Annotated in this window: 10 protein-coding genes and 1 pseudogene; 6 read left to right on the forward strand and 5 right to left on the reverse strand. The window is 61.1% G+C overall.

All coding sequences use genetic code 11. The annotated features are described in order from the left end of the window. Positions 1–19: 19 nt before the first annotated feature. The 4 genes from BPHYT_RS22740 to BPHYT_RS22755 all read right to left on the reverse strand — a co-directional run bounded on the left by BPHYT_RS22740 (position 20) and on the right by BPHYT_RS22755 (position 4,605). Positions 20–1,006 (reverse strand): ABC transporter permease, encoded by a 987-nt coding sequence (locus BPHYT_RS22740; RefSeq protein ID WP_012426467.1) that lies wholly within the window; start codon positions 1,004–1,006, stop codon positions 20–22. Positions 1,007–1,098: 92 nt separating this feature from the next. After that, on the reverse strand, positions 1,099–2,103 hold the full coding sequence (locus BPHYT_RS22745; RefSeq protein ID WP_012426468.1) for a sugar ABC transporter substrate-binding protein: 1,005 nt from the start codon (positions 2,101–2,103) through the stop codon (positions 1,099–1,101). A 446-nt stretch (positions 2,104–2,549) separates the two neighbouring features. Beyond that, on the reverse strand, positions 2,550–3,323 hold the full coding sequence (locus tag BPHYT_RS22750) for a flagellar brake protein (RefSeq protein WP_012426469.1): 774 nt from the start codon (positions 3,321–3,323) through the stop codon (positions 2,550–2,552). Positions 3,324–3,573: 250 nt separating this feature from the next. Next, positions 3,574–4,605, reverse strand: coding sequence for a LacI family DNA-binding transcriptional regulator (locus BPHYT_RS22755; protein WP_012426470.1), 1,032 nt, complete (start codon positions 4,603–4,605; stop codon positions 3,574–3,576). A 193-nt stretch (positions 4,606–4,798) separates the two neighbouring features. Here BPHYT_RS22755 and BPHYT_RS22760 point away from each other — a divergent pair, with 193 nt between their 5' ends. The 6 genes from BPHYT_RS22760 (at position 4,799) to BPHYT_RS38330 (ending at position 14,195) form a co-directional block, all read left to right on the forward strand. Continuing rightward, positions 4,799–5,953, forward strand: a complete 1,155-nt coding sequence (locus BPHYT_RS22760; protein WP_012426471.1) for an ABC transporter ATP-binding protein — start codon at positions 4,799–4,801, stop codon at positions 5,951–5,953. A gap of 11 nt (positions 5,954–5,964) precedes the next feature. Beyond that, entirely contained in the window at positions 5,965–7,947 is a 1,983-nt protein-coding gene (locus BPHYT_RS22765; protein ID WP_012426472.1) for a beta-galactosidase, read from the forward strand. An 89-nt stretch (positions 7,948–8,036) separates the two neighbouring features. After that, complete coding sequence (locus tag BPHYT_RS22770) at positions 8,037–9,290, forward strand: ABC transporter substrate-binding protein (RefSeq protein WP_012426473.1); 1,254 nt, start codon at positions 8,037–8,039, stop codon at positions 9,288–9,290. A 145-nt stretch (positions 9,291–9,435) separates the two neighbouring features. Next, the gene (locus BPHYT_RS22775; RefSeq protein WP_012426474.1) at positions 9,436–10,413 is read left to right on the forward strand and encodes a carbohydrate ABC transporter permease; all 978 of its coding nucleotides are present in this window, start codon (positions 9,436–9,438) and stop codon (positions 10,411–10,413) included. Between the two features lie 10 nt (positions 10,414–10,423). Beyond that, the gene (locus BPHYT_RS22780) at positions 10,424–11,275 is read left to right on the forward strand and encodes a carbohydrate ABC transporter permease (RefSeq protein ID WP_012426475.1); all 852 of its coding nucleotides are present in this window, start codon (positions 10,424–10,426) and stop codon (positions 11,273–11,275) included. Between the two features lie 553 nt (positions 11,276–11,828). Next, entirely contained in the window at positions 11,829–14,195 is a 2,367-nt protein-coding gene (locus tag BPHYT_RS38330) for a hypothetical protein (protein ID WP_148225141.1), read from the forward strand. A gap of 118 nt (positions 14,196–14,313) precedes the next feature. On the opposite strand, the pseudogene BPHYT_RS37470 reads toward BPHYT_RS38330, so the two are convergent. Next, a pseudogene (locus BPHYT_RS37470) lies at positions 14,314–15,581 on the reverse strand (tannase/feruloyl esterase family alpha/beta hydrolase); the annotation flags it as partial. Positions 15,582–16,016 lie beyond the last annotated feature (435 nt).

A 16,016-nucleotide genomic window follows, 5' to 3' on the forward strand; every position in this document is an offset into this window, starting at 1 on the left:
GACGGATTCCTCTGACTGTTCAACCGCGACGATGGGAAAGTTTGTCCGCGGCCACCGCGAGAATCACCAGCATGCCGGTGATCAACACCTGGTAGACCGAAGAGACGCCGATCAATGTCAGGCCGTTGCGAAACACGCCCACGATCAACGCGCCGAGCAGCGTGCCGGAAATCGAGCCGCGTCCGCCGAACAGACTTGTGCCACCGAGCACGACCGCGGTAATGCTGTCGAGATTCTCGGTTTGCCCCGCCTGCGGATCGCCCACGCCGGTTCGCGAGACGGACAGCAGTGCGGCGATGCCGTAGATCGCGCCGGCCAGCGAATACACGGTCAGCAATATTTTCTGCGACGACAGGCCCATCAGGCGCGCGGCCTCGGGGTTATTGCCGAGCGCGTAGAGATGCCGGCCCGGCACCGTGTCGCGCAATACGAACCACGTGGCCAGATACATCAGCAAAGTGAGCACGGTGCCGTACGTGACATCAGCAGGGCCGAGTTTGAAGGTGTTGCCCAGGAACATGATCGCGTCCGGCAGGTTCGACACGCTCTCGGCGTTCGAATAGATCTGCGTGAGAGCGAACGCGATATTCAACGTACCCAACGTAACGATGAAGGCCGGTAATTTGATGCGCGTGATCAGCACGCCGTTGAGCGCGCCGAACAGCGCACTCGCGCCAACCCCGCAGAGAATCGCGAGCACCGGCGGTACACCTAGCGTGACCGCGAATTTGGTCATGATGATCGAGCCGAACGCCATCACCATGCCGCACGACAGGTCGATGCCGCCGGTCAGCACGATCAGCGTCTGGCCGATCGCGATGACCGCGACCACCATGGTTTGCTGCAGGATTAGCGAGAGATTCTGGAACGACAGGAAGCGGCTGCTCTGCGAAATGAAGAAGCCGCAAGCCAGTACCAGTGCGATGAGTGGCCCGACCTCGGCAAGCGATGGCATGCGTTCGGCGAACGAACGCGAGTGGCCGGCGGGCGCGGAAGGAGTCGACATGATGGATGACCTCGATGCAGAAGCGTGGCGCTCGGGCCACGCGGCAAATCCGATGACGGCCCGGCGAATCGGGCCGCCCTATTCAGTGCGCGTTACTTGTTGCCCCAGCAGTTGTCGAGGCCGAACTTGGTGTCCTTGCTGTCGATACCGGCCATCGGTTTGTCGGTGATCAGCGTCACGCCGGTGTCCTGATAGCCGGAGACTTTCTTGCCGGTCTTCGCGTACTCGACACCGGCCGTCACGCCGAGCGAGGCCATCTTCAGCGGATACTGCTGCGAGGTCGCGGCGATGGCGCCGGCCTTGACGTTGCGCACGCCTTCACAGCCGCCGTCGATCGAGACGATCATCACGCTCTTGTCCTTGCCCGCAGCTTTCAGCGCGCGGTAAGCGCCCGCTGCCGCCGGTTCGTTGATGGTGTAGACCACGTTGATGTCGGGCGACTTCTGCAGGCAGTTTTCCATCGCCGTCTGGCCCTTGGCCTGATCGCCGCGGGTGTCCTGGCTGCACACCACTGACGGATCGCCTTCCTTCACGCCGAAGCCTTCCAGGAAGCCGTTGTGACGCAGCACGCCGACCGAGACGCCGGGCGCGAGATCGAGCGTGGCGATCTTCGCGGGCTTGCCGTTGAGCGCGGCTTTCGCGTATTTGCCGATCAGCACGCCGGCCTTGAAGTTGTCGGTGGCGAAGAGGGCGTCGGTGGCGTCTTGCGGATCGGTGGGTGTGTCGAGCGCGACGACCATCACGCCGGCGGCGCGCGCTTTCTTGATGCTCGGCACGATCGCCTTGGTGTCGCTCGGCGTGATCAGAATCGCCTTCGCGCCGGCTGTCATCATGTTTTCGATGGCGGTGACCTGGCTCGCGTTGTCGCCGTCGAACTTGCCGGCCGCGGTGATCAGCTTCGCGCCGTCTTTCGATGCAGCCGCTTCGGCGCCCTGTTTCATCTTCACGAAGAATGGGTTGGTGTCGGTCTTGGTGATGAGGCCGACAACCGGCTGGTCAGCCGCCTGGCTCGCGCTCGCACACCATACCGCCGATGCGGCGACGCACATCGACACGATTTTCCTGGCGACAGGAAGCCTGCGGGAATTCAGATTCATGGGACGCTCCTCCGGTTTTTGGCAACGACGTTGTGGTACTGGCGGTTGCCTGCGCGAACGCTGCGTGCTGGCAACCTGGTTTGCGATCTGCCGCGAGATGAAGGCGGTTCGAAACGACTTTTAGCCCGGTCGCTTCGCGCCGCCTAAATCACTTTGGTTGATTTAGTACAGCAGGCGCGTCGGCTCGCGTCAAGGAAATCATCGGCATGAAAGTTTGCGCACGGAAAGCTGCCGGAGGGCTGAGCGCCTTATGTGGCAGGGATTTGACGGATTAGTGCGGTGCGGGATCGAGCGTTCGGGCTTGGGGAAAGTCCTGGCTCGAATGAAGGCTTATTGAAAGCTGATTGATGTTTTCTCGACGCTAAATCTTTAGCGTCGCGAGGGTATTCAGCGGACCCTGAAGTGTGCGGACATCGCGGTTATGACGATGTCCGTGACGAATCGGCTCAACGGCGCGGCGTGAGCGCTTGCCGCCTCGTTTCGAGTTGCGTGACCACGCGTTGCAAGGTGCGCTCGGCAGGGCCCGGCGTCGCGACGAACTTGCAACCGATCACAAAGCGTCGATCGCCCTTCGCCGTGCTCACCTGCCGGGGCGCGACGATTTCCAGATCGAGTCGCAGCATGCCGAAGCCGCCGAGTTGCAATGCGACGTCGCGCAGCACCGTGCCGCGTTCGAGCGAGCCGAAGCGTTCGTCGGCGGTCTTCAACGCGATGCCGCCCAGCGACAGGTCCAGCAACTCCAGGCGGAACGAGCCGCCATCCGCATACCGGCCGCTGGCGATGTACGGGTCGAGCACGGGCGTTTGCACGCGGAAGAACTCGCGGCGTTGAACGTAGTGGAGCACGGTAGGCAAGGGCGCTTCGAAAGCCGGCAGTCCATCGAACTGAGTCGGCGTGGCATCGAACGTCGTGAACTCGGTGCGAATGCCGCCGGGCAGGCTGCGGAACGTCAATTGCCGGGCAGATGGCAATGCATCGTTGTCATCGGCCACGCTGCCGGCATCGAAGACGAAGCGCGCATTGCGCGAGTCGACATCGAGTATCTGCGTGACGATTTGCCGGCCACCGAATTCGACCGTGACGAAGTCCTGTCCGGCCACCAGTTGGCGCAGACACACGGCAATTTGCAAGGGATGGCGCTGCGCGAAGTTTGAGTCGGCGCCCAAGGTTTGTTGAGTTTGTTCGGCGACGTCGGCATCCAGCGAGAGATCGGCAATCATTCGAATATCCATGCGTGTTACGGCCTTGGCCCGGCCGGTTGGAGAGCGCGGACGGCCTGTGGGTCGTCGCGGCGCTCGGCCTTTCCCTGAGTTAATGCAGGGACCGTGCCAACTGCATGGATCGTGGATGAATGCTGTGTGCAGCCTGCTGGACCGCGCGCGGCGGGCGATTGCGGGCAGCGCATGAGGAAGGCGGCGCGCGCGTAGCGAGGATTCGCTACGTAACGTCCGCGATGCTGTTACGGCCACATCAGCGCGAACGCGGCACGCCCGTGGATGCACGCACAACCAGTTCGGGCGGCGAGGCGATGCGCATCGGCACGCTGGTCGTTGGGCGACCCGCCTGTCCATACGACGACTCGATCAGCTCACGCAATAGCGATACCGCGAGCCCCGCGACTTCGACTGTCGGCACGGCGACCGTCGTCAACGCGGGGCGCGATTCGCGCGCGAGTTGAATGTCGGTAATGCCGATCACGGACAGGTCCGTTGGCACGTTCAGGCCGAGGTCGGCGGCGGCGTGCATCGCGCCGAGCGCGGGCAGGTCGTTGGTCACGAAGATCGCGGTGAGCTTCGGATCGCTTTCGAGCAGCGCGCGTGCCGCTTCGTAGCCGCCCTGGATCGTATCGGCCGCATGTTTGACACGGCCTTTCGGCGCGCCGCCGGCGCGCAGTGCATCGACGAAACCTTCGTAACGGGCCGCATGAATGCCCGACGCTTTGCTGCCCACAATCGCGCCGATCCGCCGATGGCCGAGCTCCAGCAAATGCGCGCCCGCCAGTTCGCCGGCACGCCGGAAATCGACCGCGACGCACGGCAACCCCGGCGGCTCGTTAGGCCGTTCCCACATGCACAGCACGACCGGCGTGCCGCGCGATTCGGTCGTATGAAGATCAGCGAGATCGAGGTTCGCGTTCGTCACGAGCACGCCTTCGGAGAGCGTGCCGGCAATCTGGTCGAGATACGCGCGGCCGGTGTGCGGATCTTCGTTCGTATTGCAGATGATCACGAAGTGGCCGCTCGTGCGCGCCGCGCGTTCGACGGCGAGCGCGAACTCCGGATAGAACGGATTGGCGATGCTCGACACCATCAGCGCGAGCGTCGGCGCGCGACCTTCGGCAAGGGCGCGAGCGGCGAGATGCGGACGGTAGCCGAGCGCTTCGACGGCCTCGAGCACGCGCTGCCGGGTGGTCGCGCCGACCCGGCCGCGATTGCGCAGCACGTTGGATACCGTCGCCGGGGTGACGCCGGCATGACGCGCGACTTCGCTGAGTGTGGGCATGATGTTTTCATTATTTGGGACGACTGCCCGACATTTGCATCGCGCGCCAAGGCGCGGCACCATCTGTCGCACAGATAAAACGATCTCGGAGACAGGCAAGGCCCAAACGATCCCAAGCGATCGATTTTTTCGGCCTTTCTGATTAAGCGCTTAATCTCCGACTTCGAGCCGATTAAATCACGGAGTCGATGCAATGGCGAGCATTTCGTTAAGAGGCGTGCAGAAGGCGTATGGCGAGGGCGCGCCGGTGATCCGCGACGTGGATCTCGAGATCGGCGAAAACGAGTTTTGCGTGTTTCTCGGTCCGTCCGGCTGCGGCAAGTCGACCTTGCTGCGCATGATTGCCGGACTCGAAGACCTCACGGACGGCGACCTCTCGATCGGCGGCAAACTCATGAACGACGTGCCGGCCGCGCAACGCGGCGTGGCGATGGTGTTCCAGAGTTACGCGCTGTTTCCGCACATGAGTGTGTTCGAGAACATGGCGTTCGGGCTGAAGCTCGCGAAAACCCCCAAGGATGAAGTCGACCGCAAAGTGCGCGAAGCCGCGCGCATCCTGCAACTGGAAGCGCTGCTCGAACGCAAGCCCAAGGCGCTGTCGGGCGGCCAGCGGCAGCGGGTGGCGATCGGCCGCGCCATTGTGCGCGAGCCGGGTGTATTTCTGTTCGACGAGCCGCTCTCCAATCTCGACGCCACGCTGCGCGGCCAGACTCGCATCGAGATCGCGCGGTTGCACAAGCAGTTTGCCAAAGCCAGCGTGGTTTACGTGACGCACGACCAGATCGAGGCGATGACGCTCGCCGACAAGATCGTGCTGCTGCATGCCGGCAAGGACACCGAGCGTTACGGCAGCATCGCGCAGATCGGCGCGCCGCTCGAGTTGTACCACCGTCCGAAGAGCCGCTTTGTCGCAGGGTTCATCGGTTCGCCGCGCATGAACTTTTTGCCGGGAAGGGTCGCTTCCCTGGATGCGCAAGGCGTCACCATCACGCTCGATCACACGCAAGAGACTGTGCGCGTGCCGGTGAACGGCGCGGGGCTGCAAACCTCGCAAGCGGTCACGCTCGGCGTGCGCCCTGAGCATCTGGAATTTGTCGATCCGTCTTCCGTCGCGCCGGACGACGCCGTGCTGACACGCACCGTCTCGCTCGTCGAACAACTCGGCGAACACAGCTATGTCCACCTCGATCAGCCCGGCGGCGCCGCGCTGGTCGCCAAAGCGCCGGGCAATACGCGCCTCGCACCCGGCGAGCGCGCGAGCTTGCGCGTGCCCCGTGCCGCCTGCCATTTATTTACCGAAGACGGCTTTGCCGCCGCTTCGCTCGAATCCGTCGAACACTACGCATAGAGGACATTCGGATGCGCCTTGGAGTCTGTTATTACCCGGAACACTGGCCGGAGTCGATGTGGCAAGACGACGCTCGCCGGATGAAAGCCCTCGGCATCGAGCAGGTGCGGATCGCCGAATTTGCCTGGAGCCGCATTGAGCCCACGCCGGGCGAATACGATTGGGGCTGGCTCGACCGTTCGATCGACGTGCTCGGCGCGGCCGGCCTGCAAGTGGTGATGTGCACGCCGACCGCGACGCCGCCCAAGTGGCTGATCGACCGCCATCCCGACATTCTGCCGGTCGGCGCCGATGGCCGTCCGCGCGCGTTCGGCTCGCGGCGTCATTACGACTTTTCGTCGCCGTCGTATTTCGCCGCATCGCAGAAGATTTGCACGGCGGTGGCCGAGCGCTACGGTAAGCATCCGGCTGTCGCTTACTGGCAAACCGACAATGAGTTCGGCTGCCATCACACGGTGGTCAGCTATTCGCCGGCGGCTGTCGGGCGCTTTCGCGAGTGGCTCAAAGCGCGCTATCAAACCATCGACGCGTTGAACCGCGCGTGGGGCACGGTGTTCTGGAGCATGGAGTACCGCAGCTTCGACGAGATCGACGCGCCGGTGGCGACCGTGACGGAAGCGCACCCTTCGCATCGCCTCGACTACCGGCGTTTCGCCTCTGACGAAGTGGCGCGCTATAACCGCATGCAGGTCGAGATCATCCGCGCGCATTCGCCGGGGCGGCCGGTCGCGCACAACTTCATGCAACTCTTCACCGAGTTCGATCACTACAAGGTCGCCGCCGATCTCGATGTGGCTACCTGGGACAGTTATCCGCTCGGCGCGCTCGAAGAGCAATGGTTCGCACCGGAAGTGAAAGCGCGCTGGCTGCGCAGCGGGCATCCGGACTTCGCGTCGTTCAATCACGACGTTTATCGTGGCATGTCGAAGCTGCCGTTCTGGGTGATGGAGCAGCAGCCGGGTCCGGTGAACTGGGCGCTGTGGAATCCGGCGCCGCTGCCGGGCATGGTGCGGCTGTGGAGTTGGGAGGCGTTCGCGCATGGCGCGGGCTGCGTGTCGTATTTCCGCTGGCGTCAGGCGCCGTTTGCGCAGGAGCAGATGCATGCAGGTTTGAACACGCCGGACAATCGTCTGGACGTGGGCGGCAACGAAGCGTCGCAAGTTGCCGGCGAGATTCGCACGGTGCTCGCCGCGAATGCCGATGCCGACGCCGCGGTCCGGTCGAAAGTCGCGCTCGTCTACGACTACGAGGCGAAGTGGCTCTTCGAGATTCACCCGCAGGGAGCGGACTTTCACTATCCGCGCTTCGCCTTCGAGTATTACTCGGCGTTGCGTGCGCTTGGGCTCGACGTGGATGTCGTGCCGGTGGATGCGCCGCTGGACGGCTATAGCCTGATCGTCGTGCCGCCGCTGCCGGTCGTGCCCGAGGCGTTTGCGCAGCGTCTGGCGAGTTCGGGTGCGCAGGTCGTGCTCGGTCCGCGCACGGGTTCGAAGACCAAAGATTTGCAGATTCCGGCGAACCTGCCGCCTGGTGCGCTGACTTCGGTGTTGCCGTTGCGCGTGTGGCGGGTCGAATCGATGCGGCCGAACGTGACTGAAGCAGTGCGGCTCGCTGACGGCGAAAGTGCTGGCGAAGCAGACGGTTTCGCCCGTCACTGGCGTGATTTCATCGACACCGATGCGGCGCAATCGCTCGACGTGCGGGCCCGATTCGCGGACGGCCATCCCGCGTATGTACAAGGCGGCGCGTTCCATTACCTCGCGAGTCTGTTCGACGACGCGCTCACGGTGCGTCTTTTTGCGCGGATCGCACAGGAAGCGGGGCTCGAAACGATGCCGCTCGGCGACAGCGTGCGAGTGAGCCGTCGCGGCGCGCTGACCTATGTGTTCAACTACGGCGACGAAACGCACACGCTCAGCGGCGTAGCCGACGACGCCCTTGTGTTCGGTTCGCGCGCGATCGAACCGCAGGGTGTGGCCGTCTATCGATCATGATGGCGACCTGATGCACCGACGCAGTGTCCAACGAAATTCCATGCAGTAACACAACGACGCAAAATCAAGGAATCAAGGAGACAGGCAACATGAAAATGAAACCACGCAAGATTCTGTTGGCACTCGCGCTGGCCGCTGCGGCGGTGGGGACGTCTGCCGTCAGCACGGCACAGGCGGGCACGCTAACGGCCAATATCGCGTTTAAGGGCGCGAGCCAGCGCGCTGTCTGGCAGTCGGTGATCGACGACTTCAAGAAGGCGCATCCCGGCATCGACGTGAAAGTGTCGTTCGTCGACGAAGAAGCGTACAAGGTGCAATTGCCCGGCTGGCTGACGACCGTCGCGCCCGACATCGTCAACTGGCATGACGGCGAACGCATGGCCTATTACGCGCAGCGCGGCCTGTTCGAAGACCTTAGCGGCGACTGGGCGAAGAACGGCTGGAACGAGATGTATGCATCGACCAAAGAGGCTTCGTCGTATAAGGGCAAGCAGTACGCCGCGCCGACCGTGTACTACTCGTGGGGCATGTTCTATCGCAAGGATCTGTTTCAAAAGGCAGGTATTAGCGGCGAGCCGAAAACCTGGGATCAGTTTCTCGAAGACTGCAAGAAGCTGAAGGCCGCCGGCATCACGCCGATCGCCGTGGCAGGCCGCGATTCGTGGACACTCGCGGGGTGGTTCGACTATCTCGACTTGCGTTTGAACGGCAATGCGTTCCATCAGAAGCTGATGGCAGGCGAGATTCCGTACACCGATCCGCGCGTGAAGAAGGTCTACACGACGTGGAAGCAATTGATCGATGCAGGCTATTTCATCGACAACTCGCTCTCCTACGATCTCGATTCGGTGCAGCCGTTCCTGTTCCAGGGCAAGGCCGCGATGATGCTGATGGGCACGTTCATCACCGCCGGTTTCCCGCCGAATGTGAAGCCGGAAATGGGTTACTTCCAGTTCCCGATCATCGACGCAAAGGTGCCGACTGCTGAAGACGGCCCGGTGGAGTCGCTGCATATTCCGTCGAAGGCGAAGAACAAGGCGGATGCGCACACGTTCCTGGCGTTCGTCGAGACGCCGGAAATCGGCGCGAAGCTGGCGACCGGTCTGGGCTCTTTGTCGGCGAATAGCAAGTCGCCGGAACCGGAAGATCCGATCTCCAGGATCGGCTTCCAGATCCTTGCGAACACCAAGGGCGGGATTGCGCAGTTCTATGATCGCGACATGACCAAGGAAATGGCCGACGAAGGCATGAAGGGGATGCAGCAGTTCATCTCCGACCCCACGAAGCTCGACGATGTGCTCGCGCAACTCGAGCAGACGCGCAGGCGGATCTACAAGAAGTAAGCGGCGGCGGCCGCGAGGCCGCCTTCCGTTGCATTGAGCTTTATAGGAATCGGAGTTAGCGTTGAAGCGCTAACTCCATGAATAGCTTTGCATGGGACCAGAGTAAGGCGCTAAAGCGCCAACTCTGGTCGACAGGAGAACGATCGTGTCGCATTCCGTCACCCGTCACACTGTGAGCGGTCCCGCTGAACCCGGCGGCCCGGGCTTGCCCACGCCGGGCGGCGCCGTGCGCGGAGGCAAGCCGGCCAGTTCGCGGCGGCGCGGTCCGTCGCCCACCGCGCGCCGGCAGCGGCGCGCCGCTTTTCTGTTCCTCGCGCCGGCCTGCGTGATGGTGGCTATCTACGTGGTGTGGCCGATCCTCTCCACCATCCGCCTGAGCTTTTTCAACTGGGACGGAATGAGCGAGCCGTCGTTCGTCGGACTCGCGAACTACGTCGAGCTGTTTCATGCGCAGACGTTCTACACCGCACTGAAGAACAACCTCATCTGGCTGCTGCTGTTCCTGCTCGCTCCGCCGATGGGACTCGCCGTCGCGTTGTATCTGAATCAGGCGGTGGCCGGCATCCGTATCGTCAAATCGCTATTCTTCGCGCCGTTCGTGTTGTCGGGCGTGGTGGTCGGTTTGATCTTCTCGTGGTTTTACGACCCGACCTTCGGCCTGCTCGCCGTGATTCTCGGCCACGGCGTGCCGGTACTCGGCGACCCGCGCTATGCGACGTTCGGGATCGTGTTCGCGGCGCTGTGGCCGCAAACCGCCTATTGCATGATTCTCTATCTGACCGGGCTGACCTCGCTGAACGCCGAGCAGATCGAGGCCGCGCGCATGGAAGGCGCGCGCGGCTGGTCGATGCTGTGGCACGTGATCCTGCCGCAACTGCGGCCGACCACGTTCATGGCGATTGTCGTGACGATTATTGGCGCGCTGCGCAGTTTCGATCTGATCTCGGTGATGACGGGCGGCGGTCCGTTCGAAAGCTCGACCGTGCTCGCGTATTACATGTACGACCAGGCGATCAAGTACTACCGCATCGGCTATTCGGCGGCAGTGGCGGTCGTGCTGTTCGCCATCATGCTGGTGTACATCGTTTATCACTTGCGGCGGATGCTGCGCGCCGAGCAATAAGGAGCCGACCATGTTTCCAATTCCCATCGACAAATGGAAGCCGGCCACTCGCCGCATGTACAAATTGACGCTGCCGGTCGCGCTGCTGATCTGGCTGCTGCCGATGATCGCGGTGCTCGTCACATCGGTGCGTTCGACAGAAGAGTTGAGCGAGGGCAACTACTGGGGATGGCCGAAGCACTTCGCGATGTTCGACAATTATCGCGAGGCGCTGACCACGTCGCCGATGCTGCATTACTTCTGGAACAGCGTGTTGATCACGGTGCCTGCCGTGGTGGGTTCGATTGCATTGGCGGCTATGGCGGGCTTCGCTCTGGCGATCTATCGGTTCCGCGGCAATTCGACTTTGTTCGCGACCTTCGTGGCGGGCAATTTCGTGCCGGTGCAGGTGTTGATGATTCCGGTGCGAGATCTGTCGTTGCAACTCGGTCTGTTCAATACCGTCAGCGCGCTGATTCTGTTTCACGTGTCGTTTCAGACTGGTTTTTGCGCGCTGTTTCTGCGCAACTTCATCAAGCAGTTGCCATTCGAGCTGGTCGAAGCGGCGCGCATCGAGGGCGCGAATGAATGGACGGTCTTCTTCAAGATCGTGCTGCCGTTGATCCGGCCGGCGCTCGCGGCGTTGGCGATTCTCGTGTTCACATTCGTCTGGAACGACTACTTCTGGGCGCTGTGTCTGACTCAAGGTGACGATGCAGCGCCGATTACCGTGGGCGTAGCCGCGTTGAAAGGGCAGTGGACCACGGCGTGGAATCTCGTCTCGGCGGGATCGATTCTCGCGGCATTGCCTTCGGTGGCGATGTTCTTTGCGATGCAGAAGCATTTTGTCGCCGGTTTGACTTTCGGGGCGACGAAGGGTTGAAGTGGTTGCGTGTCGTGTTGAGAAGGTTTGCCCGCGAAAGCGGGCTTTTTTTCGCCGGATGCGTCTGCTGACCGGCTGCAAATCATCCAGGGTGATAGTGGACGTCACGTGCATTACATAGATATGCAAGGGAATGTTTTCATGATCCTGATCTGAGTTACGACTGTATGAGCGGGTGAGTGCAGAACAAGCGCGTGCGATACAGGTGCATGACATGAAGTTGCCAGGGCGTGCTGCAATGATGGCTCACACAGCAGATTCATAGGCCATCAAATGATTACGTCGACTTCGAGTACGCCATCTAGGCAGGAATATGACGACAGTTCGTCTACTGATCGGGCTGATCAACCCGTAGGAGAAGCAGCTCCGGTGCTGCCCGACAAAGATAGAAACTCTGAGCAAAATGTGCCAGTCTCTCCACCAATCACGACACCCAATGCCAACAGTCTGAACTTTAAAGCCGGCGGCTTCATGCTTGTCTGGGATGCTCTGCACGGCAGGCGAGCCGGAGCCGGAAGCAGTTCCATGCCGTCGAGACAGATGCAGTCACATCGTGTGGGACATTCCGGCAATGGGATCGCGGCCAATTTCCGCCGGTTTCTGGAGGCACTTGGGCAGGAGAGCGATCCCCCATAGTGACAGAGACAAAACGTTGCTGGGATTGCAGGCGGCCAAGGCGTTGGGGAATGTGGCGGGATTCACAATCGACTATGCAAGGGTGCCTGATAAGGGAGCAAGCGTGCGTAACTTCGCATACGGGGCTCGAAGCCATGGAGCGTATTCGCTGGTGGATTCAGGAGCAATACAGGAAATCGAGCTGACTCATTTCAAGCCGGCCCCCCAATCACGCTACGCTCAAACTTCTGAACCTGCGACTGGCGAGGCGCATACGCAAACGCCGCCGCCCGAGTCGACCGGCTCGCAGACCGAGCGGCAGGATAAGTTGCCTGCCCACACGCAGACGCAAACCGGCAGTTCTGACAAGGCGACACAAACGTCGACTTCCACGCGCGCTGGCTCGAGTCAGACTGGTACGAACGGTGGAGATATCGCGGGCAACAGGACAACCTCGTCGAGCAGCGATGAAAAGGGAACGCAAACGCACATACAGCTCGTCAGCGAAAAGACTCAGGCTCATTCGCACGGACAGGATGCAGAAACCCAGACGCAGCGGCGGGAAACAACGGATGCCGAAAACCAGGCAAAGCCAAAAGTCTCGCACAAAGGCGTGCTCGCACGCGTTCCCCGACAGGAGCAGTCCGTTCAGACTCACTCGTCCGGACCGGTAGATAGCTCTGTGCAAACCGAGGCGAGAGTAAAAAATAGCAAAACGCAAACAGGGGCTGATGTGCACGATGCCACCGTGCAAACAGGCAGTTCATCGAAGACTGACACGGCGACTCAAACGGTCTCGTCCAGGTCCTCCGTCGGAACGCGGACTGCAACGACCAGCCACAATGTGCAGGTACAGACGGCACCGTCAAACGCCCGCGAGTTGATCCCGCAGACTTCTGCTTCTTTATACGACCCAAGGAAGCGGAGTCCTCGAGAAGGAATTCAACCGACACCCAGGCATCATGCCGGATCCCAAACTGTGTTGCCGCGGACAGATCAAGGATCGCAGGCGAATGTGAAGACTCAGGACCGTAACACTCAAAGCTCCCTCCCGACCAAAGAGGATCAGAGCAGTCAAACAAGGGTCTTTAGCAAAGATAGCGAAATACAGGTCACGTCTCCCTCCCGAACCAGGTCTACCCAGACTACTCAAGCTCCTCACATTGGCGTGCCCTCGTTCAAGCCTCAGCGCCCGGCCGTCCCGTCCACCGTAAAGGCCAATGGCCACTGGCTGGTAATCGATGCATTCGCGCTGGCATCAAGCGGCTCCAATCTAAAAGGCGATCCAAGTCAGATGAACAGGCTGACACTCGCCTCCGACTCTATTAGCAGCGCTGGCGACGTAGCCGCCACGATCAATCTCGGCGGCAATGAGGTGCTTGCCTTGACGGGGAAAACGCTGTCGCTTCTCGGCACGGCGATCGGGCTTGCACCATCTGTTGCGCAGCTATCGTCCGATATCAAGACCCTGATTGCTCACCCCGAAAACGAGCAGGCGAAATGGAACGTAGGCAATAGTGCCGTGCAGCTCTTCGGTGGCCTTCTCGCGACGGCTGCTTCGTTTGCCTTTCCTCCGGCTGCCCTTGTTCCCTTGCTATTTCCGAATTTCGCCGAGATTGGTCACGCCGAAGACCTGCGGAAGCAGGAAGCCGAATTGCGAGCGCAAGGGCGGACTGCGGAAGCCGACGTCGTCCATGGAGAGTATGTAAAAGCTGCACTCAACGCGACACCAATTATCAACTGGTTCTCCTCGTTCTACACGCCCGCCATGCGGCCTGCCATCGAGAGATTCGAGCTATCTCACGGAAACAAGCCCGGCTCACCGCCGCGGGGCGATCTGAGGCCAGGCGAGCGAGGTGACCCGGCTGTGGCGGACTACTATGGTCAGGCCATCCAGCAGCGTGGCCAAAGTCTTGCTGCAGCCGCAACGCCTTATCTGAAAGAGGTTCTGAAAGGGACGAACGCGGATTCGATTACATTCGTATCGCGAGCTCCGCAAATGTTTGGCTGGCCATCGACCGGCCAGCCGATGCGTATGTTCGATCGCGCTATCGCGATTACTTATTCGAAGAAAACTGGTCTGTGCACCTTCCAGTTCTTCGGTAAGGACAAGGACGGGGTCTTCCGTCTTCCGATATTGAATGAGGGCGTAGCAACGGACGATCACCAGAAAAACATAGTCCTGATGGGTAATCAGTTAGATCCGGACAAGCAGAAGGTTAAATTCGATCTCGAGGCATACCGCAATGCGCCACATGGCCAGATGATTGTTGTCGATCCAAACAACTACAGGCTTGGCGCATAGACCGTTCGCAGGCGATCGGGGCCGCGCTTCGTGAAAGTGCTGATACGAACTTCTGCTACCGCATCGCCTCGCGCTGAGGCGCGGATAGCAGAAGCGCTGTCACGTTAGCGAGGCAGCCTCAACACTGCGAGTTGCTGTCCCAGCGAGTCGGTACTTTGCGGTAGCTGCTCCAGTTGTTGCCTTCCTTGCAAACCCGTTGCGAGCCCTGCGTTTGACACACTGACTCGTAGCCCGGTCAATAGAGCCACTCACCGATCCAATGCAGGTCGATGCGCGGATCCGATGACGGCGTGGCGGCCACGAAGTTGGCGGCGTCGTCCGTGCTGCCCGAGCCGGTGTAATGAGCCACCGACGGATACGGGACACCGGGCGCGTGCGCGTCGTTTAACCGTTCGTCTTCACGATCGAGGCGACGATCTTGCCGGGCTTGGTGCCGGTCTCCGCCCACGCCATCACCGACGTCACGATGTCGAACATGTTCGGGCCATTGCCGCCTCATTCGCGCGAGACTACTTGCTCGAGGTGGACGCCGTTCGAATCGGTCGCACCGTCATGAATCTGGCGTACGACATTCACTTCCGCCTGGGAGAGGCAGGTGGATGCCGTCAGGCCTTTTGCGCACAGCATGGATTGCGGATTGAAGTGGCATACCTGCGGATTGTCGATGACGCCGTCCGCCACGCCGTCGATGCTAACGCACGCTTGCAGCACGGCAGCGTGGATCAGTGGCAATTTGCTCGCGAGCAGAATGTACATGCCGGTCTCCGGATCGACGTTGATCACTGCGGGCCATGCGTGATGGAACGTGTTCTGCACGATGAGGCCGTTCACGGGCGCGCCCGCTGCGATACCGTCGAAATCGTCCGGAAAACGCTGTGCTTCCATCTACGCCTCACTACCGCCATCGCAACAACCGTCGAAGTACGAATACTTCGCTGGCCGCACGTAGAACTTGTCGATGATTGCTTTGGATACCTGTGCAGGGGCATGCTCCGCACGATACGCAAAATCGATCTTTGTTTAAGGGTTGAGTGCCCGCGAGCCGTCGTTGCCACCTTCGTGACCCATGTCGGTCGCGGCCATTGCGATTTGTCCATTGGTGACGGGCACGCAGGTCAAGGCCATTGGCGCATTGACAGAGAGGTTGCCGCACAGTCCGCCGCAACCGGCTTGCAGGTAGCGTTGCGTCCAGCCTTGCGTCGGCAGTTGCAACTCGAATAGCGAGGCACCCGGTCCGATTGTCCCCTTCACATCGCACTTGGCTGCTGGCAGCGCGTTCTGTCCCACGACAGTGCCCGTGGGAAGCACCGTGGCCGACGTAATGGTGACCGTTCCGCCGGTGACGCCGCTGAGGTCCATGCTCGTCACGGCGGCGCAATTCATGGCGGACACTGTCGGCGACCGACGAAATAGGGGCCGTTGGAAGCGCGCCGCAATCGACCCCGGTGCGCCGATTCAATACAGGCGGGCGTGGTAGGGGAAAGAAGACGTGGCGCGGCCGGGTAGACGTGCGATCAAATTCAGCTTTGCGAAACTTTCTGCCTGGTGCGTCGAATTGCGGACGCGATCTGGAGCGGTTCATTAATTGGAAAGTACCGCAAAATCAATGAGGTAGGGTGGGGTGTCGCGCGGTTCGGCGAGGCGGTGCGTTGAGCGTTTGCGTCGCGATTCTCGGTCCGTGTGATAAGAAAAATAGATTGGATTGCATTCGCAATCGCGCTGCCTTGATCGATGCCGTCATCGATATCATCAGCGCCGCGTGGAAATATCGTGTAAGCACTTTTGAATCAAGGCGTGTTCTCCCATCATCGCGGCATTTCG

Source organism: Paraburkholderia phytofirmans PsJN (genome assembly GCF_000020125.1).
Taxonomy (GTDB): domain Bacteria; phylum Pseudomonadota; class Gammaproteobacteria; order Burkholderiales; family Burkholderiaceae; genus Paraburkholderia; species Paraburkholderia phytofirmans.